Source organism: Enterococcus sp. AMC1157 (genome assembly GCF_058216555.1).
Genome location: NZ_CM177099.1, coordinates 1,153,107 through 1,175,435 on the forward strand (window position 1 = coordinate 1,153,107; position 22,329 = coordinate 1,175,435).

The following is a 22,329-nucleotide window of genomic DNA, read 5'->3' on the forward strand; positions in this document are numbered from 1 at the left end:
CCTTTAATCGATTTTATCGTTTTCGTAATGATGTGTTAGCTCTAAATCAGGGAATCCTTGTTGACGTAAAGCTTCATAAGCAATCATCGCTGCCGTATTAGATAAATTTAACGAACGAACATGTTCATCATTCATCGGAATACGCAAACATTTCTCTGCATTTTCTCGCATAAATTCTTCAGGCAAGCCCGTTGTTTCTTTTCCAAAAATAAAATAATGGTCTCGTCCATCTGCAAAATTTTCATCGCTATAGACCTTGTTGGCAAATTTTGAAATCAAATGTAAGGGTTGGTCGCCAATACTTGCTAAAAAATCAGACAAATTTTTATGATAAGTAATATTCACATCGTGCCAATAATCTAGACCTGCACGCTTCAATTGCTTGTCGTCTGTTGAAAATCCTAATGGTTCAATTAAATGTAACGGCGAATTGGTCGCTGCACAAGTACGTGCAATATTCCCAGTATTCGCTGGAATTTGTGGTTCAAATAAGACAATATGGTTCACAAAAAATCCTCTTTTCTCGATGTTTTTTTCCTTTACTATGATAACGCAATTTTCTTTATTTTGCCATCTTCTAATTCTTGAATAATTAATACTCATTGTTACTTTCTTGGTCTTTAAATAAATAAAAAAGTAGATAGCTCATGAAATAAAGCTTTCTACTCACGTTTACAAAAAAAAAAACGTAACTCCTCGGTGTCTAGCACTGCGAGTAGTTACGTTAGTGAAGCTCTCTTCACTAACTTTTATCAGAACAGGATGCTGATAAAAACCAATGAAAAACGACTTGAAATTAATATATCATTCCTATGTGATGATTGCAAGCGTTAAAACTTAAAAAAATCAAAATTTCTTCACATTCTTTTAGCAATCAAAATATCCAAATCAATGGTTATTTGTTTGAGTGGATTTTTTTGGAGTTCTGCTTTTCTTTCTGGTGACACACCCCATTCAAGTGGAGACATCTCTAATAATGAGAGTCGATTTTTTTCGGGAATGTCAAAAACGTAGGTCAAACGCTCTCTTTGAGACTCTGGATAAACCTGTTGGAATTTCTCAATAACTTGTTGATTCGAATAACTTTGTTTGCTTTCATCATCTGGGTAAAAAGCAGCTCGCAATTCTTTTAAATAATTCGCCCCAGGTACTACTTTGATAATTTGTCCCTTCTCTTTTAGAATTCGTTCAAATTCTTGGTAATTTGAAGGAGAAAAGATATTCAAAATCGTTGAAAATGATTCCTCGGAAAAAGGTAAGTTGGTTAAGTCAGCAACGCACCAAAATAAATCAGCTGGTTGATTGGTTGCCAAATAGACACCTTCTTTAGAAATATCAAAACCAATTCCATTTGTTAGAGTTGTTTTTTCAGCAATCGCATTCAAAAAACTTCCCTCTCCACAGCCAACATCTAGCACTTCTTGCTGTTCACAATAACTAGCAAGTTTGTCAATTAAAGGCTGATACATCCCACTTTTAATCATATTGCCACGATGGGCGAACATTTCATTGTCATATTCGGTTTTAATTTGATGATCCAAAAAATACAAAGTACCTTTTTTCGAAAGGTCAAAACGATGATTATTTTGGCATATGATCCCTTTTTCAAGTGCAGTTATCGGTTGATGGCACAAAGGACATTGAAATAAAGCGGCGTTTTCTTTTAGAAATATAGCGCTGCGATCAATTTTTTTTAACATGTGATTCCCTCATCTTTCTTTCACTACTTTAGCATATTCTTATGTTAAAATGCTATATATAAACTGAAAAGGTAGGCTTACAAAAATGATTAAAGAATTTTGTGCAGAAAATTACACACAACTACCCCATGCAATTGCCAATGGAGCGGGCCGAATTGAACTTTGTGATAACTTGGCGGTTGGTGGGACTACTCCAAGTACAGGTGTGATTGAAGAGGCACTGAGTTATGCAGGGGAAAAAGGCATCCCAGTGATGACGATGATTCGTCCTCGTGGTGGAGATTTTATCTATAATGATATCGAATTGCGCATGATGCACACGGATTTAATTGAAGCAAAAAAACTGGGTACAGACGGGGTTGTTTTCGGTTGTTTAACCCCAAATAATTGGTTGGACGAAGACGCCTTAGAGATGTTAATTGATAATGCAGAGGGTTTGCAAATAACTTTCCACATGGCGTTTGATGCAATTCCTAAAGAACGTCAACTCGAAGCGATCGACTGGTTAGCAGAACAGGGCGTGACTAGAATTCTAACCCACGGTGGAACAGCCGAAACACCGATTACTGAAAACCTAGATTATTTAAAAGAGTTAGTGGAATATGCAGGGGATCGAATTGGGATTCTTCCTGGTGGTGGAATTACGCATGAAAATGCTGGGGAAGTTGCTACTGCATTGGATGTAACCGAAGTACATGGAACAAAAATTGTTCCATTAAGCTAACTATTAATTAAAACAAACTATTACTAATGAAAGCGGACAATCTCCAGCCCTTTAACTGCTACTGATTGTCCACTTTTTATTTAAATTTGTAGATATTACACTGCTCATCCTTAAAATACATATTGTTGATAAAAAGCGTTCTTTTTATACTAGAAGTATCAAATAACGCAAGGAGTTTAACGAATGAAAAATTTTGTTTTACTCAATCAATTCTCTGTAGAACGAGTTGCAGGTAGCAAGCAAGAATTTAAAGCTGCGCAATTTATTAAAAAAATAGCGCAAAAATATTGTAAGGACCTTCAAATAGAACCTTTTGAAATTGAATTTCCCGAAGTTGTAAGCGCCACACTAGAGATTACTGAACCAGAAGTCTGTTCTTTTGAAATCACAGGTGTGAGAATGGCGGGAATCACTGATAGTTTAGAAGCTGAATTTTTTTATGGTCCAACGATTCATTCTAAAAAAGATGTCTTAGATTACTTGAGTATCCCATCATTTAATCAAAGTGTGGCGTTTATTATTGCTTTTGCCACAAGAATCATTGAAGCAAAAGTCATACCAATTCCTTCTACTATGCCAAAAGATATGAGAGAAGAATTGGATGAGTATCTTGCTCGCTAAAAATAATATATGCCAAGGAGTTTTTAAAATGACAATTGCCTTTTTGATATTGGAAAATATGTTTATTTAAAGAGGAACAGTTGAGCCATGTGAACCAATTTGTAACCCCAAATAACTTTAATGAGATACAAGAAAAAATGAAATGAATTATTACCAGTTACGAAGAACCAATCACAGGTGTCGCTATCAGTTCCCCTGGTGCAGTCAACGAAAAGGAGCGGGCTACTTTTTTCGATTTTTTTAAAGGTGGCTTACCCTACTGTCTGAATTTCTCCTTTTTTCGAACAGTGGAGCTCCCCACTGACAACTTCCCCTAACAACCCCCTCCCCTCCTCTCACTAAATCAAAACTAAACACAACAAAAAAGGATAGAAAACCTATCAACTAGGTTTTCTATCCTTTATACTTACCCGATAAAATGGATCATAAACATGCGGGCGATATTAAAATAAATCAAGACACTGGTTAAATCACTTAAAGTGGTAATAAAAGGTCCACTGGCTACGGCTGGATCAAAGCCTATTTTATCCATCAACATAGGGATTAAGCTTCCGGCTAAATTGGCTACTGTAATTGCTACCATCATCGCCATTCCAATTACAAAGCCTAAAATTGGATTGCCTTGCCAAACGGCTACAATTCCAAAGATAGTCAGACCGGTAATTGCTCCGGTCACTAAGCCAGTTAAAACTTCTCCGACAACTGTCATAAAGAAACTACTGGCTTTTTTTTCATCACTGACGGCTAGTCGGCGAACGGCTACGGCCAAGGATTGGGTACCCGCATTACCGGCTGTTCCGGTAATCAAAGGAATAAAAATTGCTAAGACGCTGGCTTCGCTCACTAAATCTTCGTAGTGACTGATTAATGTGGCAGTTGCCATTCCTAAAAATAATAAAGTAATCAACCACGGCAAACGTTTTGCCGCTGCTTTAAAGGGATGTTCATCCACTTCGTCAACGTTAACCCCGGCCAAACCAGAGTAGTCACTTACAGCTTCTTCATCGATAACGTCAATGATGTCATCGACGGTTACAATCCCTAATAGTCGGCCTTCATAATCAGTAACCGGCAAAGCTAGGAAATCATAATCACGGAAAGTTTGTGCAATGTCTTCTTGATCATCTTCCACGTGAACCGAAATTACGCGTTCACTCATAATATCTGCAATCATTGTATCATCTGAAGCAACAATCAAATCTCTTAATGAAAGCACACCTACTAGACGTTCTTCATTATCTACAACATAAATATAATAAATCGTTTCTGCGGATTTGGCTTCATTTTTTAAAACATACATTGCCGAGCGAACGGTTTGATTGGCCACAATGGAAACAAATTCTGTCGCCATGATTGATCCCGCCGTGTCGTCTTCATAGTGTAGCATGACACGCAGTTCATCGGCATCTTCTGGATTCATTAAACTCAAATACCGAGCCACTTGTTTTTTATCCAATGTATTCAACAAATCGACCGCATTATCGGTATACATTTCAGACAACATTTCTGCGGCATAACTTGGACGCATTTCTGAAAGATAATCTTTCATAAATTCGTTGTCTTCTTCAATGACATCAAACATATCCCCAAGTTCTTTTGGAGAAAGGTACGTATACAAACGCAATCGTTGTTCTTCGGTTAAAGATTGGTAAAACTGTCCTTGTTCATAGGTATGAATATCTAAAAAAGTTTCTCTAAAATCCTGGAGATTCCCCTCATCCAAGTCCTTTTTTAATTGTTCAAAACATTCTTCTAATTCTAGTGTTTCATCCAATCTTCTCACCCCGCTTCAATTATCTGCTTCATCTCTTTCATATCCTGTGGTAATTCACAAGTTAAATCTAACCATTCTTTCGTAAAAGGATGTCTAAAATGTAGTTGGTAACAATGTAACGCTTGTCTTAATAAAGGTAAATCCATTATTCCCCCATACATATCATCGCCAACCAGTGGACAACCAATTGCTGAAAAATGCACACGAATTTGATGGGTTCGCCCAGTATGTAGTTGAATATCAACTAGCGCTAACTCATCGGTTCGTTTTTCTAACCAATATTCTGTATCCGCCATGCGTCCTTCTGTGGACACCATTCGTTTAATAATCGACGTCATATCACGACCAATTGGTAACTCAATTCGGCCATGTTCTTCAAGTATCCCTACCTCACCAGAAAGCAAGGCTTGATACTTTTTAATCAATGTTTTTTCTCTTAATTGTACATCTAATTTGGCATGGGCAAAACCGTGTTTGGCAAACAACATCAAACCTGACGTGTCTCTATCCAAACGAGTCACCACATGAACAACTTGATTTGCGTAACCTTGTCGTTTGTAATAAGCTTTGACACGATTTGCCATCGTTTTATTAGGATGGTACTGTGCTGGGATTGAAGAAATACCAGCCGGTTTATTGACCACTAATAAATGATCGTCCTCGTACACAATCTCAATCGGTGTTTCATCTAATAATAACGTCTCATGTTCCCCTTCGTCAGGAATCATAATTTTGACAATATCTTGTGCTTTCAATTCATACAATACATTCTGAATAGACTCATTGACAAAAATTTTGCCTCCTTGAAACTTAATTTTTGCCAATAGCCCTTTTGAAATTCCTTGTTCCTTTAAAAAGTACTTCACTTGCTGAGAAGTACTTTTTTGATACTCATAACTAAACTCCATCATTCCTAAACTTCTCCAATAAAGGCATCTCTGACACGGTGCCAAAAGTGCATGTGTCGATAAGACGCAAAATGAATTCTTTCCTCGGCAATTTTATATTCGATGGATTCAATTTCATCCTGTTGAATATTAAATTGATCGATGGTTACTTGATAATCTGCACTTTTTTGCAGTTTAATTTCTAGCCATTCTTCTTTAGCGACAATCACTGGTGAACCTAATGTTCGAAAAACTCGGTTATTCAAAGAAGCTATTTCTGCCAATTGAAAGGCATTGATACTTGGATGGAGAACCGCTCCCCCAACACTTTTATTGTAAGCTGTCGATCCAGTTGGTGTGGAAACAGACAAGCCATCTCCTCTAAAGCGCTCAAAAAGTTCCCCCTTAATCGACACATCCGCCACCATTGTTCGGTTGCCACGTTTAATTGTTGATTCATTTAAAGCTAAAAAATGTTTATCTGGTTTGCCATTACTATACTTAATTCGAACATCTAACAAAGGATAGCTGACACTTTTCCCAGGATCCGAACACAAAGAATTGACTAATTCTTCTAATTCGTAGTCTCGCCAATCTGTGTAAAATCCTAAATGTCCTGTATGGACGCCTAGAAAACGAATTTGATCCAACTTATGATTATACAAATGAAAGGCCGATAACAACGTACCATCGCCACCGATTGAAATTACAATATCCGGTGAATCACGATCAATTTTATGTCCACTTGCTTCTAATAAATGATAGAGTTTTTCTGCCGCCTCCAAGGATTTTGGCACATGACTGTGGATGACCGCAACTTTTAAGTTATTCATTTACTTTCATCCTTCCATTCAACGATTCGTTGGAAATTTGTAGCTATCGAAGCACCCTTCCCATGAGAAAATAAATGTTGTGCTTCTTGAATTTCACCTCTAATTTGAGACATTTCTTCATCCAATTGATAGGCAGCCTCAGCCGCTTTTTTCAAACGGTCACCAATTTCTTGCGGGAAATCTCCCTGATATTTGTAGTTCAACGAATGCTCAATCGTTGCCCAAAAATTCATCGCCAAGGTTCGAATTTGAATCTCAGCCAAAATTTTCTTTTCACCTGAAACCAACTGCACTGGATACTCTATCACTAAATGGTAAGAACGGTAGCCACTGACTTTATTGTTGGTCACATAATCCCGTTCAATAATCACTTTCATATCTTTGCGACTACGTAACAAACGAACCACTTCATGAATATCCTCCACAAATTGGCACATAATTCTGAGTCCAGCAATATCCGACATTTCATTTTCTAAACGCTCAACGGGAATATTCCTTAATTTAGATTTCGCTAAAATGCTCTCTACTGGTTTCACTCGACCAGTAACAAACTCAATCGGTACATGTTGGTTGGTTTCACGAAATTGTTTACGAATTCCTCGTAATTTTACTTTTAGTTCTGCTACTGTTTGCTCATAAGGGGCTAAAAAACTATCCCAATCTTTATCCATCTACAATCCCTCATTTCTTCAGCTAACATTCACTTTTCATTTTAACATAAGTCTACCAAAAGCTTTAGTATTGCTCATTAGTTTTCCTAAAAAGTTGACGAAAAGTGTCCTTTAAGATACAACAGAGTTAATAGAAAGAATGACAACTGTTACTAATTAAATTTAGGTAACTTTACCTAATGATTAAACAAGGAGCTGAAAGTCATGAAACAAGTCGAAATTGAATTTAAAAGCTTATTATCTGCTGAAAAATACCAAGAACTTTGTGAATATTACCAACTAAATGAGGAGGCCTTTCATACTCAAACCAATGTCTACTTTGATACACCCACTCATGATTTACAAACATTAAAATGTGGATTACGCATTCGCCAATATGCAGATTATGGTGAAATCACGCTGAAAACACCTCAAAAGGTTGGACTATTGGAAACGACCGACCCATTGACCTTAGAAGAATGCCAAAATTATATCGCGAGCCAAAGTATCCCAAAAAAAGAAGTTTATCAAGCATTATTAGACTTAGGTGTTGTCCCTGAAAAATTAGCAGTCATCGCTGAATTAACAACTAAAAGAGCCGAATTTCCAATTAATGAAGGTCTGTTGGCATTAGATGAAAGTTGGTATAATCAGCAACATGATTACGAATTAGAATTGGAAGTCAACGACCATCAGAAAGGAAAAATTGCCTTTGAATCCTACCTGAATCAATTCAATATTCCTTATAGTCCAGCAAAAAACAAAATTGTGCGTGCAATTCAAACAAAATAAAAAGGTTTTCATTTTATTTTTTCCCACACTTCTGATAAAGTGTAGGTAGTAAAAAATAATGATGTTTACATAAACACGCATTCTATTTGGAGGAACACCCCGTGATTGAGATTTATTTATTTGTACATCCCTTTAGTACCAAGTGTTACGACCAAGAATTGCGAATCATCGATTTTATTCACGAGCAACCACTTAAAATCGATTTGCAAATTTTACCATTAGTCAATTGGTCGTCTAATCGACAAGCAATGATAGAACACGGTTGGGATAAAAAAGTTTTAACCGCTCGAAATAAATTTAATAACTTCGCCTATCTAGCTGCTTTGGATTATAAAACCATTCAATTACAAGGCAAAAAAGTAGCCCGCAGATTTTTGATTGCGATGCAAACGGCCCTTTTTCATCAAAGAAGAGAATATTCGCCTCAATTAACTGCCGAACTCATCCAAAAAATTGGTGGCGATTTAGCGATATTTAATGAAGATCGCCCATCTGATTTAATCGATGAATTATTCTGGCAAGACCAAAAAATAGCTCGTGAACTTGGCGTGCAACAAAAAACTTCTGCCGTGGTTTATAATTTTTACAAAAAAGAAGAATTCGGTACCCTCCTCCAAGGAGCAGAAGCGTTGGACACAATTAACAGCTTATGCCAAGTAAATTCAGATACTTATATTCAAATTAATAACACTTATTTGAAACAAGCAGGCAAAAAAATATTACATCATACACCGAAACTGACATTATTATAAATAAACAAGCCTCGAATCTCAGCTTTCTTACTGAGACTCGAGGCTTTTTTTTACGTTTATTTTTCTAAAAGACTAGCGGCCGCTTGATCAAGAATTACCGTCAAATTAGGATGCATTCTTAAAATAGACGCTGGGATTGCTTCTTGGATTTCGTAAAAAAAGAGCACTGTCTTTCAACAATGCTCTCAACTAATTATTTTTCTAATTCAGCAACTAAAGCTTCTAGCTCATCTAAACGAGCTTCAAAAGTCTTCATCGCATCTTCAATATAAGTTGCTTGTGTCATATCTACACCAGCTTTTTTCATTACTTCAATCGGATAATCGCTGCTACCAGCTTTTAGGTAATTTAAGTAATGTTCCAACGCTTCAGGTCCTTCATTTAGAATCTTCGCAGACAACGCAGCAGCCGCAGAGAAACCTGTAGAATATTGGAAGACATAATAGTTATAGTAGAAATGAGGAATACGAGACCATTCCAAACGAATTTCTGGATCGTCTGTCAATGCATCACCATAATATTTTTTATTCAATTCTCCATAACTTTCGCTTAGGAATTCACTTGTTAAAGGTGTTCCTTTCGCATCTTCCACATGCATGAAGTGTTCAAATTCCGCAAATTGTGTTTGACGGAAAACAGTTCCTTTGAAGCCATCTAAATAATGATTCAAAACATACGCTCTGACACGAGGATCAGATTCTGTTTCTAATAAGTGTTCCGTTAGAATATTTTCATTAGTAGTTGACGCAATTTCTGCTAGGAAAATAGAGTAATCGCCGTAAACATACTCTTGATTGCTACGAGTAAAGTAGCTGTGAACACTATGACCCATTTCGTGAACCAACGTATACAATTGATCCAAGGTATCATGCCAGTTCATCAAAATGTATGGCAAGGTATCGTAAGCACCAGAAGAATAAGCTCCACTACGTTTCCCTTTGTTTTCTACCACATCAATCCAACGATTGTTGAAGGCTTCTTTAACCACAGTCATATATTCTTCGCCCATTGGTGCCAAAGCTTCAATCGCTTTGTCTACTGCTTGGTCGTAAGTATAGCTGATGGTTGCTTCTCCTAGTAAAGGTGTGTACACATCATACATATGCAATTCGTCCACTTTTAATAGACGTTTGCGCAATTCCATATAACGGTGTAACAATGGCAAGTTTTTATTAACCACATCCACCAACGTATCATAAACACTTTCTGGAATATGGTTATTACTTAACGCTGCTTCACGAGCAGAAGCATATTTACGAACTTTCGCTTTGTAGTTGTGAGATTTCACGTTAGTACTCAACGTTGAAGCAAAAGTATTACGGAATTGCTCATATACACTGTAAAGTCCTTTGAAAGCTGCTTCGCGAACTTCACGATTTGTGCTTTCCATCAATTGTCCATAAACTCCATGAGAAAGTTGGATTTTTTCACCGTTTTCTCCATCAATTGTTGGGAAAACTAAATCCGCATTATTTAAGACCGCAAACGTGCTGCTTGGTGAACCAAAAATTTCACCCGCACCTGCTAATAAAGCTTCTTGTTCTGCTGGCAACACATGGTCACGGTTATCAACAATTTGTTTCACAAAATGACGGTATTCTGCTAATTTTGGTTCTTCGTCAAAATAACCCCAAATCGTTTCATCGCTTAAAGTTAAAACTTCCGGTTCAAACCATGAAATAGCTTCTCCGGCTTGAGCAGCTAAACTGCTAGCACGAGCGTATAATGCTTGGTAAGTCGTATTGGCTGTGTCTTGATCATTTTTTAAATGACTGTAGACATAAATTGTTTCAAATTTACGAGAAAAATCTAAGACGTATTCCAAAGCCGCTAAAAATGCTGCGCCGCCGTCTTTTAGCGTTCCTTTGTAAGAATCCGCTTTCGATAATTCTTCTTGAACTTCTTTGAATGAAACCTCAAAAGCAGCATCGTCAGCAAAGATTTTTGTTAAATCCCATGTAGATGCTTCTGCGACTTCTTCACGTGTTGGTAATTGTTTCGCTTCTGACATAATGTTTCCATTCCTCCTCAAATATCTGATCAAACTTATTTTGAAAACCAATCATTGATTTTCTATGAGATTTTTTGTAGAAATCTCCAATAAAATAAGTGTATCATATTTTAGAAATATTCACATAAAAAAAATCCTATAGATTCTGCTTGTTTTTTAATTCCACCGCTTCTTGATAAACCGCCAGTAAAATATTTTTTTGCGAAACTAACGGATAAGACCAAACAAACGCTCCTTGTTTGAGATATTGTAACCACCCTTTAAAGGAGTCTGTTTTTAAAACGGCAAACCGCAAAAATAACAACCAATCCCCAAAATAAAAATAGAACTCACTAGCTTGATAACACCAGCTAGGCAAGCTTTGAATATTGCCACCCATCGGATAAAGATGTTCTTGAATGAGTAGGATTTTCGATTCTTTTCTGAAGAACTTTTTACGAATCGAAAAGCGATACGCTTCCCATTCCCAAGCAAACAGCGGTTTTTCTTCCATCTGAAAACCCAATAAATTCGTCAAAGAATCTTTGGTTGAGCGCCATTTTTTTACATGAAAAATAACTCCTAGTTGATAATGCTGACGAATCGCATACATCAACCAGATTTCTTGATGATTATGAATATGCCAAAGATGAATTCCTTTTCCCTGATCGTAATAAGTAAAAGCCTTCTGCAACTGACTCCAACGATTTTTCGGAACTAAATTATCTCCAACAATCCACCAAGGGAAATACCGATGCTTCTGATAATTTAAGGTTCGCTCCTCCATCCGCTCCAAAGTCAACGTCGAACACTGCACTTCCACAGCTAAAAAATCAATCAACAAATCCGGTCGCTGCTGTAGGTCTGGCAAGTAAGCTTCCAAAATTCCAGTGCGACTCCACTTTTGAAGGAATTCTTTACTTAACAAGTGCTCCTGCGTTTCCCCCTCGCTAAAACTGTCGCAATGACTATTTGGATAATGGGCAAAATGCGCCTGCCGAATCTTTCCCCTTTTGATTGCCACCGGCTCCTTACAACAAGGACAAATCAACGACTGCTCAAATGGCGTCGGCAACTCACCAATATGCATCTTTTCTCCTAAAATAGTTTCCGCAATAATCATCCTCTTCACCTCTTTCAATTAAATACGTAAAAAAAGGAAGATTTTGTTAAAATAATTCAAGAGATTTTAGTGGGAGTGGTGTCGGATAGGAGCTTGGACTGATTTTTTAGTAGTGGTATTATCCACTGTTTGATTTTTCCTCTTTTTCGAACAGTGGAGCTCGCCACCGTTTGATTTTTCACTTTTTTCGAACAGTGGGACTCGCCACCGTTTGATTTTTCACTTTTTTCGAACAGTGGAACTCGCCACCGTTTGATTTTTTCTCTTTTTCGAACAGTGGAACTCGCCACCGTTCGAGTTTCTCAGTTTTTCGAACAGTGGAACTCGCCACCGTTTGATTTTTCTGCTTTTTCGAACAGTGGGACTCGCCACCGTTCGAGTTTCTCAGTTTTTCGAACAGTGGAGCTATCCACCGTTTGATTTTTTCTCTTTTTCGAACAGTGGAGCTACCCACCTTTTGATTTTTTCTCTTTTTCGAACAGTGGGACTCACCACCGTTTGATTTTTTCTTTTTTTTTAAACAGTGGGACAAATCTCTTCATTTTTTTACTAAATTAATTCAGGATAATCGGATAAATTGAATGGAATCTTCTTATTAATATAGTACGTGTATCTGCTATTCCCCATTTTACCAAAATATTTTTGTAACACATTTCGTAAGCTGTATTTAGAAACCTGATTATCAAAAAACTCCAGCAGTTCTCCTATTGATAAGTTGCTTTCGAAATTGAGTACGCCGTATTCGTGGATGGTTCGCAGAATGGCTTTTTCTTTTGACTCGGAAGCTCCACAATTTCGGCAATTAATCGAGTTGCCCTGCTTCTCGATTTGGAAGCTCTGACAAGCTTCGCAATGAATGCCTTTTTTCAATTGACTATAGGTTGAAGAATCTACGGGTTTGGGTGCATAGGGATTTTCCACTCGATATTTTTGACAAACTTTCAGTACTAACTCACTAGTGTTTCCACGCAGAGGCTGACTTTTAGCCTTAGCCACAATTTTTTTAAGATATAACAAAAATTGGTTCGCCATCAAAATTTGAATCCCACTCACTTCGGATTTGATATCCACCCAATTATCTGGACTGATAAAAACGAGTACGCCATGCACTTGAATAGTGGAGGAGACTTCTCGAATCATGGCTTGCAAATTGATGTGGGCTTTTTTGGTTTGAGCAATGCAGTTGCTGGCGATAACTTTGTCGTCAACTTTACAGCTGCCATTTTCGTAAGTAAAAATGCCCGAATAATTCTTAATTTCAAAAACAATCACTTGATCGATGTCGGTCACTAGCAACAAATCAAACTCACAAGTACCATTAAAATCCACCCACAAATTCTGAATAACCGTCCAATTTTCTGGAATACAACGACGAAGATAATCCAATGCCTGCTGTTCTCCCACCATCCCTCTTTCCAAACGATGAAATTGTTGCTCTCTTTTGCGATCAAACTGTTGGCGACAGGCTATCACTTGCTCAAGTTCATACCTAGAAGGCACTGAATCCAAGTCCCCGGACAATTTCCCATTAAAAAGTTTCATTTTCTTCCCTACTTTCTTTTTTAACTTCTTATATAAATACGCAAAAAAGAGCGACCTCAGTCACTCTTCTCCAAAATATTTTAAATAAAATTTCCGTAAGGCTCAAATACACCTAAAGCTACATACCCTCGACTTCCGTCCTTGCGCAGTTGTTCCCCCCACAAATAAGCTTCGCCAATGGCTAATTGTTGAATCAAAATTTCCTCACCTTTTTTCAACAAAGTGATCGAATCGGCTGTTGTTCTTGGTGCTTTTCGCAAATAAATAGCGGTATCCAAACAAAAGCGAATTCCTTTATCTGCCACTACTACTTTATTATGACCGAAAAAGTAAGCAAGTTCTCCTTTGACCAAGCGATTAAAATCCAGATTTCCCGCATAACCAGTCAGTTTGCCAGCCGAAGTGTATTGATGTAGATGATAATTTTTACTGGCAGTCGGCGTGTAACCCTCATAAAGTCCAGTATTTTTGCCATAAGTCGGCAACCAAATACCATCAAATTTTGCGACGTCCAAATTAAATTTTCCATATAAATGATTGGCAATATAGGCTCCGACTTTTTTAGCTCCCAACTGCTTGAGCTTTTTTCGAAAAGCTTCACAGCCTGCTCGCATATCTGTCATCGACTGTTCTTCCACATCCAACCACCAAAAAGTCGGTTGAAAAACATTCCCTCGTTGGTAAAAATCAATCGCTTCTTGTTCCATCGCCTTTATCGATGTCCCTCGCACCCAAGCATAAACAGCAACTGGAATATTTCGTTTCTGAAATTCACGAATATGCGTCTGAAAATGTTTGTCCACATAATTACTACCATACTGAATCCGCACAATCACGCCTGCTACCTGTCGAGCCAGTTGATCGTAATTTATTTCACTAGGAAGCTGCCACTCACTTATATCAATGATTAATGGTTTAGGAATCATTGTTTTCCTCCTTTTTATCCTCAGTTATATTCAAAAAAAGGCGGTGAACCAAGCCTTTGCCCGTCCACCGTCTCCAATTGATTAAAACAATACGGTTTCGATTGTTTCTACATATTTAGCGCCAGCCGCTTCTTGATAAAGTTGCACGCCATTTTTCTCAAAAATCGCTAATTCCGTCAACTGTTCCATCGCTGAACGCACTTGTCCAGAAGTTAAGTCCTCCGCAGCTACTCGTGGGACAAACTTGTGTTTTTTATCCTCACTATTCGTAAACGTTAAATGTAATTTTTTCATCTTAAATTCCTCCTTCTATTATTAGTTATTGTATTGGTATTCCACAGTTTCAATTACTGATGCTGTTTCGATTGTTTCCGGAGCTAGATTGCTGACGATCTCACCTAATGCCAAAACGTCTGCTTCCCCAACGTTTTCTTTCACATTCGTAAATCCTTGGCGAATCAATTTTTCTTCCCCTTCTTGCGCTAGTTGCACTGTTAACTTCGTTTGTTTGTGTGCTCTCATGTTTGTTTCCTCCTCAATTATTTTTTATAAGCCGTACGTCTTACACTACTAAGAACGAAAACTTTTTAGAAAATGTCACCACTTTTTTGAAAAAAATCAAATTTCTTTTTAAAATAACGACGATAGCGACTGCGACTTTGTCTAGTCAGCTCTTCGTTCAGTAAAGCCATGACCTTCTTTTGATCCTTTTCTGACAACTGCTGATAAAACTGGTGAAAACTCTCCATCGTCTCAACATCAGAAAATTCATTTTTACTTTCTAGCATCGTCAACAAAACTTCATCTTGAACTTCTTCTTTTTCTGGCGCAGGTTTTCGCTTCTGATCAATCACATACCACAACAAATATTTAAAAAGATACCCCACCTGATTTTCAGCTTCAAAAAATCCACGGGAAGGATATTTTTTTGCTCTTAAATAAAATAAAATCCGTAATTCTTGCAAGTAATCTTCAAAATCATTTTGTCCGGGAAAAATACTGCATTTTCTCAAAACTTTATAAAACAATGCTTGATAATCATTCACTAAGTCTGTCAATTCTTGTTCATTCATCTGTTTTTCTTCCTTTGTTCTTCATTCCTCGAGGTAGATATAGTATAGGAATAATCCCATCAAAAGAAAAACTAGCTTAATGCATATTTTTTCACAATAATAGTTATCTTTTAAAGATAAATCATGTATAATCAAACTAGATACAAATGTTCACATAACACTACACAGGAGATGATTAAATGACCGCTGATGAACCATCGAAATCTGTTAAAAAAAGAAAAATCCCTGTTTCAAAAAGAAAATATCGTCCCAATTTAGAAGAGTTACCTGCATTTTCCATGTCCAAAGAAGCCACCCCAATCAACGTTCTCGAGCTCAGTAAAAGTATCCATCTGAGCATCCAAGCTGATTATTATGATGAAATTTATGCGATTATCCCGATAATCGAGTCATTATCAGTCAAAAGTTGCATCATATATAGGGAAACTGCCCAATTAGTGGATGCTGCCCCTGCCTACATTGCCAAAAATCTTTTAAAAACTTTTGAGAACTTTGAGTATGATCAGTATACTCACACCTTTAACGAACTACTCTGCAGTAAGAAACGTATGATTCCAATTGCGATTAAAGATTACAGTCTTTTTCCAACTGGTGGTGTAACAAACAATGATACATTCTGGATTAACCCAGGACGCATCGAAGAACTACATAACCGTCACAGCAAAACCAACATTATCTTAGAAAACTTATTTTGTCTGGAAGTCGATAGAAAAAAATCGGCTATCCAACGTTGCATGGAAAAATCCTTCATTGCTCATGCTATCATAAAAAGAGAACATGACTTTGGCAACACTCGTCCACATATCAGTGTTTTGGAATTTCTGAATGTAAGCTCTTCCATAGAAACTCGCTTTATTCTAAAAAATTTACAATTCCAGCATATTCCTGGTTATCCCAATGAATTTCGGACTCTTTATGACAACTATCAGAAAAATATCTATCAAGAAGCTGGGCGAAAACATCTCCACAAACTTCTTAACATTGAGTTTTAAAAAACAAAATCCTCCGTTTTGTAAAATGGACCCATAGATAAGGACAGTTTGAAAAAACACCTTACCTATAGGTCTGTTTTTGTGTACACTTAAGATAATAAATGACAGGAGGAATGACTAGATGACTGTAAAGTATTTTACACCAGAACAACTTGAAATCTTACTTGCCAATCCAAATGTAGTCACTGCGAGTTCAAAAGCAATTACCTATTCTGTTGATTTTAAAATGAAATTTATTGAAGAATATGAATTGGGAAAATCACCTTCACGTATTTTTGAAGAAGCAGGATTTGATGTTCAAGTACTCGGTACAGAGCGTATCAAAACAGCCACTTTTCGTTGGAAGAAAGCTGTAAAAAATGATGGGACTTTAGGATTACGAGATACTAGAAAAGTAAAGAGCGGACGTCCATTAAAACGAACATTAACTCCTGAAGAACAAATTGCAAAATTAGAAGCAGAAAATCTTTATTTAAAAGGAGAATTAGATTTCATAAAAAAGTTAGAGCTGAGCGAAAAAGGAAATCGAACCAATAAGTTAACAGCAGAACTTACCTTTTCGCTCATCGAAGAACTTTCTAAGAAATCTAGTCGCTCCATCAGTTTATTTTGTCGCTTAGCAGGTGTCTCTCGTAGTGGTTACTATGCCTATAAGAAGCGTAGTTTTAACGTACAGAAACAGCATCGAGAATTGGTACTCAAAAAAACAATTGAACAAGCACTTGCCTTTCGTTCGAAAGACAAAGGCACGCGATCCATTGTGATGACACTCAAAAACACATTTGGAATTATCATGAATCGAAAGTGTGTTCAACGAATCTGTCGTAAGTTTGGGCTACTTTCATCTGTTAGAAAAGCAAATCCTTATCGAAGACTAGCCAAAGCTACGAAAGAGCACAGTGTTGTAGAAAATAAACTTAAACGAGCTTTCAAACCTGGTATAGCAGGAAAAGTTTTACTGACAGATATCACCTACCTTCCCTATGGAAATCAAGCTATGGCTTATTTGTCGACCGTTAAAGATGCACAAACAAATGAAATCTTGGCTTACCAACTTTCAAATAACTTAAAAATAGATTTTGTATTGAACACAATGACACAATTAGTTGAGAAACATGGGCATCGTTTAGATACAGAAGTATTGATTCATTCAGACCAAGGTTCCCACTACACAAGTCCTAAATTTCAAAAATTGGTAAAATCTTTTGGAATTACTCAATCGATGAGCAGACGAGGAAACTGTTGGGATAATGCCCCGCAAGAATCCTTTTTCGGTCATATGAAAGACGAATGTGATTTTGATAATTGTCAATCTTATAAGGAAGTTCAATCCGTAATAGACGATTATATGGATTACTATAATAATGATCGTGGACAATGGAATTTGAAAAAGCTGGCACCGATTGATTACCGGTACCAGCTAATAGCTGCCTAAAAATTATTGGTTTCTTTTTGAAGTGTCCTTGACTTAGGGTCCACTTTATTGTTTGGAGGATTTTTTTATTCTATATAAAATGAATCTACCATTAAAAAAAATCGATCAACCAATGACGATTATGATAGTAATTGTCCTCATATTGACTTTGTTTAGTCAGATTGATACATTTATATCAGCTTTAGCATGCTTTACACCAAGGATTTAAGAGAACAAGGGGGCTTCTTATGGAAAAAATTACATTGATTTTAATTGTCTTTCCCGTCATTTTTATTAGCGCCTTGATTGCGTTAGCATTTTTTTACCACAGCCTTTCAAAATTTAAAATTACACCCACAATTAAATATAGCGTCGTTTTTTTACTTTATATGATTTATGCCTATGTCACACTATCGTTTTCCTATAATTTAATGGGATTCTATAGTTATACCTTTGTCTTGGAAACTATTATTGCTTTCTATTTTTTCCCCAGTTTCGGTAATATTCTCTATCTCACAACACCCGTGTTAACCATGATTTATTATCCACTCGTTGGTAGTTATAACAGCAATGAAGAAATATTCTTTTTAGTTTTAGGTGTCTCCCTTTTCTTTTTCACCTTATTATTAAAAAATTGGGGCCGACTAGTAATGATTTACGAAGTCATTGCCACCTTTATTTTTAAATTTTTTGTTATTGTAGTTTTTTACTTACTATCTAATCAAATGTTTGCCTCTATCATAGACGATGCATTAATTTTAGTCGGTTCACTAATTATCACCGCCGTGCTTTGGAGTTTTTATCGTTTAAAACAAATCGAAGACGACCGTATGCGAAACGTGATTAGTCAGAGCCAAATTGACGCTTTGACAGGAGCTTTCAATTTTCAAAAACTCGGAGCAGATTTGCTCAAGTTTCAAGAAAATAAGCAGTTTTTCTCGTTAGCCATGATTGATCTAGACTACTTCAAAGAATTGAATGATACCTTTGGGCACGCAGAAGGAAACGAAGTACTAAAAGAATTTGCTGAACTGCTAAATGTTATTTTTACCCAACGCAGAGGTAAAGGGAATTTTGCCGTCTACCGTTTTGGTGGAGAAGAATTTTGTGTCATCCTCTTCGATTGCGCAAAAAAAGAAGCCCAGCAAGAATTCAAGCATTTCAAAAAGAACTACATGAAACGTCATCGCCTACTATCAAAAGGCTACACCATCACCTTTTCAGTCGGCATTGAATCCAATAAAATTCACTATTATGATGGCATGAAAACCATGGAGTACGCCGACGCCGCTCTCTACGATGCAAAAAGAGCCGGCAGAAACCAAATTTTTTTATATACCAGTACAAATGCCTATAGATAAAAAAACGATTCCACTCTTCAAAGCAACTTGTCTTGAAGTCGGAATCGTTTTTTAGATTGTGTTTGGTAGGTTATCGGTTACTACTACCTTTATGTTTGTTAAAGGAGGGCGAGTTTCAGGCAGTGGATCTGTCGGGCCACAGTTTGAGTTTCTTCGTTTTTCTAACGCTGGAGGTCTCCACTGTTCGAGTTTCTCCGTTTTTCGAACGCGGGAGGTCTCCACTGTTCGAGTTTTTCCATTTTTCGAACGCGGGAGGTCTGCACTGTTTGAGTTTCTCCGTTTTTCGAACGCTGGAGGTCTCCACCGTTCGAGTTTTCCCGTTTTTCGAACGCGGTATGACTCCACTGTTCGAGTTTTTCCATTTTTCGAACGCTGGAGGTCTCCACTGTTTGAATTTTCCCGTTTTTCGAACGCTGGAGGTCTCCACTGTTTGAATTTTCCCGTTTTTCGAACGCTGGATAGCTCCACTGTTCGAGTTTCTCCGTTTTTCGAACGCTGGAGGATTCCACTGTTTGAGTTTCTTCGTTTTTCGAACGCTGGAGGGCTCCACTGTTTGAGTTTCTCCGTTTTTCGAACGCGGTAGGACTCCACTGTTCGAGTTTCTCCATTTTTCGAACGCTGGAGGGCTCCACTGTTCGAGTTTTTCCATTTTTCGAACGCTGGATAGCTCCACTGTTCGAGTTTCTCCATTTTTCGAACGCTGGAGGTCTCCTCTGTTTGAGTTTTCTCTTTTTTCGAACGCTGGAGGGTTCCTCTGTTCGAGTTTTTCCGTTTTTCGAACGCTGGAGTTTCTCTTAGTCAAATTCCCTACTTCAAGTCCCTCAATCCCAATCAAAATTTTTTCTCCTAGAAAAGGCTTACTTAAATTAACTATTCCAAAGAATAACCGATAAAGAAATGAGTAGCAAAGAGAATTTTTGGGAAAAGGGGTTTGAAAGTGAAAAAAAAGCAGAAAAGTATTAGCGGTATTATTATCATGGCCTTGCTTGTCTTGGCGTTACTACCAATTGGGGTCATGCTGGCGAGTTCATTTATGACAACAACCAATTTATTAAGAGAAAGAAATTTAGATAGTCAAATCAGCGGTACTGAAACGGTGATGACTGAAACAGAAGGTCTTTTAAATAATACGGAATCTCGTTTGAATAATTTAGCGGAAGAGGCGGTATTTCAGGAAGAATTTGATTTAGCAGAAATTCGTCCTGTTTTAAGAACTTCAATGGGTGGAGACACTCATATCACAGCAATCACTTTTGCTACTTTTGATAATCAATTTATCGCAACAAATGATTTGCCGAGTGACTATCGTCCAAGTGAACGTCCTTGGTTCCAAGACGCAGTGGCAGGAAATGGGAAAAGTACTTGGTCGGTCCCTTATCAAGATTTAGTGACAGGGCAGTTTGTCAATACGATTTCTAAGCAAATTTCTAACAACCAAGGGGATTTGGGTGTTCTTAGTATCGATGTCTCTTATGGAAATATTACGAAAATGTTGGAAAGCTTAAATGTTGGACGCACAGGGCATATTTCACTAATCACTAGTGAAGGAATCATCGTGGCAGATACCGATCCCGAGCGTATCGGTGCTGACGGTGGTAGCGAAAGTCCGTTATTCCAAGTCGTTTCAGAAAGCACTGAGCCAGGCTTGTATCTGAGAGACAATTTGCCTGAAGGTGTTGAAAGTTTCTATTTTAATAAAGGAAACCGTGGAGACGACCTAATTTGGGCTTTCTCAACAATTCATACTGGAGAATACACGCCGGAAATTCGTGCGTTGCTGATTTCTTCAATCGCGGTTTCTCTTATTATGCTTCTGATTGTCACCGTGTTTGCTTTTGTTATTAAAAATATTATCCAAGAAATGTTGATGGTCTTGGTAGATCGTTTTGCAGAAATCAAACAAGGGACCTATCGTAAAATTTCTGATAAACAACCAAACACACCAATGATGAAGTTATCTCAGAAAGCTAGAAATTATTTGTATCCTGACGAAAACGGAAATGAAATCCATCGCTTAGCGGCAAGTTACAACGACATGATTGATGGTGTGGAAGTTCTAACTAATAATTCACAACAGCATAGTGAGCGTGTCGCTGAAATGGCTGATTCTTTACTAGAATTAGCGGAACAAACAACTTCAGCAACTAGTGAAGTGACCGATACAATCACAGGTGTTGCCCAAGTCACTGGAACACAAGCGCAGGAAACAGAACACAGTGTGAGACAAATGCAGCAACTATCAGAAGTCATTCAAAAATTAACTTCAAGCGTTATTGCCTTAAATAATCAGTCTCAAGATGCCAATGCTAGCAACCAGCAAAGTATGGAAGTCATGAATGCCGTGAATTCTAGCTGGCAAAAAGAAATGGAACAAATGTCTCAATTAGTTAACGGAATGGATGGGATGAATAAGAGCATCCAAGCAATCACTCAGATTATCAATGTGATTAATGATATCTCGTATCAAACCAACCTATTGGCTCTAAATGCCTCAATCGAAGCCGCTCGTGCCGGTGAATCAGGTAAAGGCTTTGCCGTTGTTGCCTCTGAAATTCGTCAGTTGGCAGAACAAAGTAAAAACTCGACTACAGAAATCGAAACAATCATTGGAACGATTCAAAATCAATCAAAACAAATGGTTGAGCAAACATCACGTTCTTTAGAGGGTGGCGAAAATCAAACCCGTCTAATCAATCAAGCCATCACTTCAGCGCAAGATGTTTTCGAACGTACTACAGCAATGTTTGAGAACATCCAAAGCATCGAAGGTTCTACCGATAATATCGTGAATATTCAAGGTAATGTACTAGGAAATCTAGAAAGCATCTCTGCTTCCACAGAAGAAAATGCTGCAGGAACCCAAGAAGTTTCTGCCAATGCCGAAGAAGTTCTAGCAACCATGGAAGAATTCGCGGGACACGTCGGTGATTTACAAGGAATTGCGGATGAGTTAAAACGAATGATGGCCGCTTTAACAGTTATCAAAGAATAAAATTGAACGTATGACATCTGTGCTTTTAAAGCGGAGGTCATACGTTTTTTGATTTGAGGCTAAAATCTTTAGGGCTGTGAAGGTAGTATATTATCTTGTGTCCTTTTTCGGATTTTCGAACAATAACTCTTGCTTTTGTTCCAGTTTCTCGATTTTTCGAACAATAACTCTTGCTTTTGTTTC

General features: G+C 37.5%; 22 protein-coding genes and 1 pseudogene. 8 read left to right on the forward strand and 15 right to left on the reverse strand.

The window, feature by feature from the left end; genetic code table 11:
- Positions 1-3 precede the first annotated feature (3 nt).
- Entirely contained in the window at positions 4-507 is a 504-nt protein-coding gene (gene trmL, locus AC4BBX_RS05675) for a tRNA (uridine(34)/cytosine(34)/5-carboxymethylaminomethyluridine(34)-2'-O)-methyltransferase TrmL (protein WP_490455474.1), read from the reverse strand.
- A 350-nt stretch (positions 508-857) separates the two neighbouring features.
- The gene (locus AC4BBX_RS05680) at positions 858-1,700 is read right to left on the reverse strand and encodes a putative RNA methyltransferase (RefSeq protein ID WP_490455475.1); all 843 of its coding nucleotides are present in this window, start codon (positions 1,698-1,700) and stop codon (positions 858-860) included.
- 85 nt (positions 1,701-1,785) lie between these two features.
- On the opposite strand from AC4BBX_RS05680, the gene AC4BBX_RS05685 reads away from it, so the two are divergent.
- Together AC4BBX_RS05685 and AC4BBX_RS05690 are read left to right on the forward strand one after the other, a co-directional pair.
- Positions 1,786-2,424, forward strand: a complete 639-nt coding sequence (locus AC4BBX_RS05685; protein ID WP_490455476.1) for a copper homeostasis protein CutC — start codon at positions 1,786-1,788, stop codon at positions 2,422-2,424.
- Between the two features lie 183 nt (positions 2,425-2,607).
- Positions 2,608-3,045, forward strand: coding sequence for a hypothetical protein (locus tag AC4BBX_RS05690; RefSeq protein ID WP_490455477.1), 438 nt, complete (start codon positions 2,608-2,610; stop codon positions 3,043-3,045).
- Between the two features lie 406 nt (positions 3,046-3,451).
- Here the strand turns inward: AC4BBX_RS05690 and mgtE are convergent, their stop codons facing one another.
- From mgtE to yjbM, 4 genes are read right to left on the reverse strand one after another with little or no spacing between them, the layout of a single operon-like run.
- Positions 3,452-4,819 (reverse strand): magnesium transporter, encoded by a 1,368-nt coding sequence (gene mgtE, locus AC4BBX_RS05695; protein ID WP_490455478.1) that lies wholly within the window; start codon positions 4,817-4,819, stop codon positions 3,452-3,454.
- A 5-nt stretch (positions 4,820-4,824) separates the two neighbouring features.
- Positions 4,825-5,727 carry an RluA family pseudouridine synthase gene (locus AC4BBX_RS05700; RefSeq protein WP_490455770.1) on the reverse strand — a complete coding sequence of 301 codons (903 nt, stop codon included), beginning with the start codon at positions 5,725-5,727 and terminating at the stop codon, positions 4,825-4,827.
- A gap of 5 nt (positions 5,728-5,732) precedes the next feature.
- Positions 5,733-6,539 carry an NAD kinase gene (locus tag AC4BBX_RS05705; RefSeq protein WP_490455479.1) on the reverse strand — a complete coding sequence of 269 codons (807 nt, stop codon included), beginning with the start codon at positions 6,537-6,539 and terminating at the stop codon, positions 5,733-5,735.
- Entirely contained in the window at positions 6,536-7,210 is a 675-nt protein-coding gene (gene yjbM / locus AC4BBX_RS05710; RefSeq protein WP_490455480.1) for a GTP diphosphokinase, read from the reverse strand. Before yjbM ends, AC4BBX_RS05705 begins: the two co-directional genes overlap by 4 nt.
- A 204-nt stretch (positions 7,211-7,414) precedes the next feature.
- Here yjbM and AC4BBX_RS05715 point away from each other — a divergent pair, with 204 nt between their 5' ends.
- Both AC4BBX_RS05715 and AC4BBX_RS05720 read left to right on the forward strand, forming a co-directional pair.
- Complete coding sequence (locus AC4BBX_RS05715; RefSeq protein ID WP_490455481.1) at positions 7,415-7,981, forward strand: CYTH domain-containing protein; 567 nt, start codon at positions 7,415-7,417, stop codon at positions 7,979-7,981.
- Positions 7,982-8,082: 101 nt separating this feature from the next.
- Positions 8,083-8,733: a DsbA family protein gene (locus AC4BBX_RS05720; protein ID WP_490455482.1), complete on the forward strand. Its 651-nt coding sequence runs from the start codon at positions 8,083-8,085 to the stop codon at positions 8,731-8,733.
- Between the two features lie 56 nt (positions 8,734-8,789).
- Here AC4BBX_RS05720 and AC4BBX_RS05725 read toward each other — a convergent pair.
- The 8 genes and pseudogenes from AC4BBX_RS05725 to AC4BBX_RS05760 all read right to left on the reverse strand — a co-directional run.
- Positions 8,790-8,882: pseudogene (locus AC4BBX_RS05725) on the reverse strand (glucosamine-6-phosphate deaminase); the annotation flags it as partial.
- A 44-nt stretch (positions 8,883-8,926) separates the two neighbouring features.
- Positions 8,927-10,744 carry an oligoendopeptidase F gene (pepF, locus tag AC4BBX_RS05730; protein WP_490455483.1) on the reverse strand — a complete coding sequence of 606 codons (1,818 nt, stop codon included), beginning with the start codon at positions 10,742-10,744 and terminating at the stop codon, positions 8,927-8,929.
- Positions 10,745-10,880: 136 nt separating this feature from the next.
- Positions 10,881-11,846, reverse strand: a complete 966-nt coding sequence (locus AC4BBX_RS05735) for a competence protein CoiA (RefSeq protein ID WP_490455484.1) — start codon at positions 11,844-11,846, stop codon at positions 10,881-10,883.
- Between the two features lie 549 nt (positions 11,847-12,395).
- A complete protein-coding gene (locus AC4BBX_RS05740) occupies positions 12,396-13,388 on the reverse strand; it encodes a nuclease-related domain-containing protein (protein WP_490455485.1) in 993 nt (330 codons plus the stop codon).
- 80 nt (positions 13,389-13,468) lie between these two features.
- A complete protein-coding gene (locus AC4BBX_RS05745; protein ID WP_490455486.1) occupies positions 13,469-14,314 on the reverse strand; it encodes a glycoside hydrolase family 25 protein in 846 nt (281 codons plus the stop codon).
- 81 nt (positions 14,315-14,395) lie between these two features.
- Positions 14,396-14,608: a DUF2922 domain-containing protein gene (locus AC4BBX_RS05750; protein WP_490455487.1), complete on the reverse strand. Its 213-nt coding sequence runs from the start codon at positions 14,606-14,608 to the stop codon at positions 14,396-14,398.
- 21 nt (positions 14,609-14,629) lie between these two features.
- Positions 14,630-14,836: a DUF1659 domain-containing protein gene (locus AC4BBX_RS05755; RefSeq protein ID WP_490455488.1), complete on the reverse strand. Its 207-nt coding sequence runs from the start codon at positions 14,834-14,836 to the stop codon at positions 14,630-14,632.
- Positions 14,837-14,901: 65 nt separating this feature from the next.
- A complete protein-coding gene (locus tag AC4BBX_RS05760; protein ID WP_490455489.1) occupies positions 14,902-15,387 on the reverse strand; it encodes an RNA polymerase sigma factor in 486 nt (161 codons plus the stop codon).
- Between the two features lie 179 nt (positions 15,388-15,566).
- On the opposite strand from AC4BBX_RS05760, the gene AC4BBX_RS05765 reads away from it, so the two are divergent.
- From AC4BBX_RS05765 to AC4BBX_RS05775, 3 genes are all read left to right on the forward strand, one after another.
- Positions 15,567-16,379, forward strand: a complete 813-nt coding sequence (locus AC4BBX_RS05765; protein ID WP_490455490.1) for a hypothetical protein — start codon at positions 15,567-15,569, stop codon at positions 16,377-16,379.
- Positions 16,380-16,500: 121 nt separating this feature from the next.
- Complete coding sequence (locus tag AC4BBX_RS05770; RefSeq protein ID WP_490454242.1) at positions 16,501-17,814, forward strand: IS3 family transposase; 1,314 nt, start codon at positions 16,501-16,503, stop codon at positions 17,812-17,814.
- Positions 17,815-18,041: 227 nt separating this feature from the next.
- Entirely contained in the window at positions 18,042-19,154 is a 1,113-nt protein-coding gene (locus AC4BBX_RS05775; RefSeq protein ID WP_490455491.1) for a GGDEF domain-containing protein, read from the forward strand.
- A gap of 115 nt (positions 19,155-19,269) precedes the next feature.
- Here AC4BBX_RS05775 and AC4BBX_RS05780 read toward each other — a convergent pair whose 3' ends face one another.
- Positions 19,270-19,989 (reverse strand): hypothetical protein, encoded by a 720-nt coding sequence (locus AC4BBX_RS05780; RefSeq protein ID WP_490455492.1) that lies wholly within the window; start codon positions 19,987-19,989, stop codon positions 19,270-19,272.
- A 102-nt stretch (positions 19,990-20,091) separates the two neighbouring features.
- Here AC4BBX_RS05780 and AC4BBX_RS05785 point away from each other — a divergent pair, with 102 nt between their 5' ends.
- Positions 20,092-22,146: a methyl-accepting chemotaxis protein gene (locus tag AC4BBX_RS05785; RefSeq protein ID WP_490455493.1), complete on the forward strand. Its 2,055-nt coding sequence runs from the start codon at positions 20,092-20,094 to the stop codon at positions 22,144-22,146.
- Positions 22,147-22,329 lie beyond the last annotated feature (183 nt).

Excerpts from the sequence above, each read along its gene's own strand:
- AC4BBX_RS05680 (WP_490455475.1), bottom strand. The coding sequence starts at position 1,700 with ATGTTAAAAAAAATTGATCGCAGCGCTATATTTCTAAAAGAAAACGCC.
- AC4BBX_RS05685 (WP_490455476.1), top strand. The coding sequence starts at position 1,786 with ATGATTAAAGAATTTTGTGCAGAAAATTACACACAACTACCCCATGCA.
- AC4BBX_RS05690 (WP_490455477.1), top strand. The coding sequence starts at position 2,608 with ATGAAAAATTTTGTTTTACTCAATCAATTCTCTGTAGAACGAGTTGCA.
- AC4BBX_RS05700 (WP_490455770.1), bottom strand. The coding sequence starts at position 5,727 with ATGGAGTTTAGTTATGAGTATCAAAAAAGTACTTCTCAGCAAGTGAAG.
- AC4BBX_RS05705 (WP_490455479.1), bottom strand. The coding sequence starts at position 6,539 with ATGAATAACTTAAAAGTTGCGGTCATCCACAGTCATGTGCCAAAATCC.
- yjbM (WP_490455480.1), bottom strand. The coding sequence starts at position 7,210 with ATGGATAAAGATTGGGATAGTTTTTTAGCCCCTTATGAGCAAACAGTA.
- AC4BBX_RS05715 (WP_490455481.1), top strand. The coding sequence starts at position 7,415 with ATGAAACAAGTCGAAATTGAATTTAAAAGCTTATTATCTGCTGAAAAA.
- pepF (WP_490455483.1), bottom strand. The coding sequence starts at position 10,744 with ATGTCAGAAGCGAAACAATTACCAACACGTGAAGAAGTCGCAGAAGCA.
- AC4BBX_RS05735 (WP_490455484.1), bottom strand. The coding sequence starts at position 11,846 with ATGATTATTGCGGAAACTATTTTAGGAGAAAAGATGCATATTGGTGAG.
- AC4BBX_RS05740 (WP_490455485.1), bottom strand. The coding sequence starts at position 13,388 with ATGAAACTTTTTAATGGGAAATTGTCCGGGGACTTGGATTCAGTGCCT.
- AC4BBX_RS05745 (WP_490455486.1), bottom strand. The coding sequence starts at position 14,314 with ATGATTCCTAAACCATTAATCATTGATATAAGTGAGTGGCAGCTTCCT.
- AC4BBX_RS05750 (WP_490455487.1), bottom strand. The coding sequence starts at position 14,608 with ATGAAAAAATTACATTTAACGTTTACGAATAGTGAGGATAAAAAACAC.
- AC4BBX_RS05755 (WP_490455488.1), bottom strand. The coding sequence starts at position 14,836 with ATGAGAGCACACAAACAAACGAAGTTAACAGTGCAACTAGCGCAAGAA.
- AC4BBX_RS05760 (WP_490455489.1), bottom strand. The coding sequence starts at position 15,387 with ATGAATGAACAAGAATTGACAGACTTAGTGAATGATTATCAAGCATTG.
- AC4BBX_RS05765 (WP_490455490.1), top strand. The coding sequence starts at position 15,567 with ATGACCGCTGATGAACCATCGAAATCTGTTAAAAAAAGAAAAATCCCT.
- AC4BBX_RS05770 (WP_490454242.1), top strand. The coding sequence starts at position 16,501 with ATGACTGTAAAGTATTTTACACCAGAACAACTTGAAATCTTACTTGCC.
- AC4BBX_RS05775 (WP_490455491.1), top strand. The coding sequence starts at position 18,042 with ATGGAAAAAATTACATTGATTTTAATTGTCTTTCCCGTCATTTTTATT.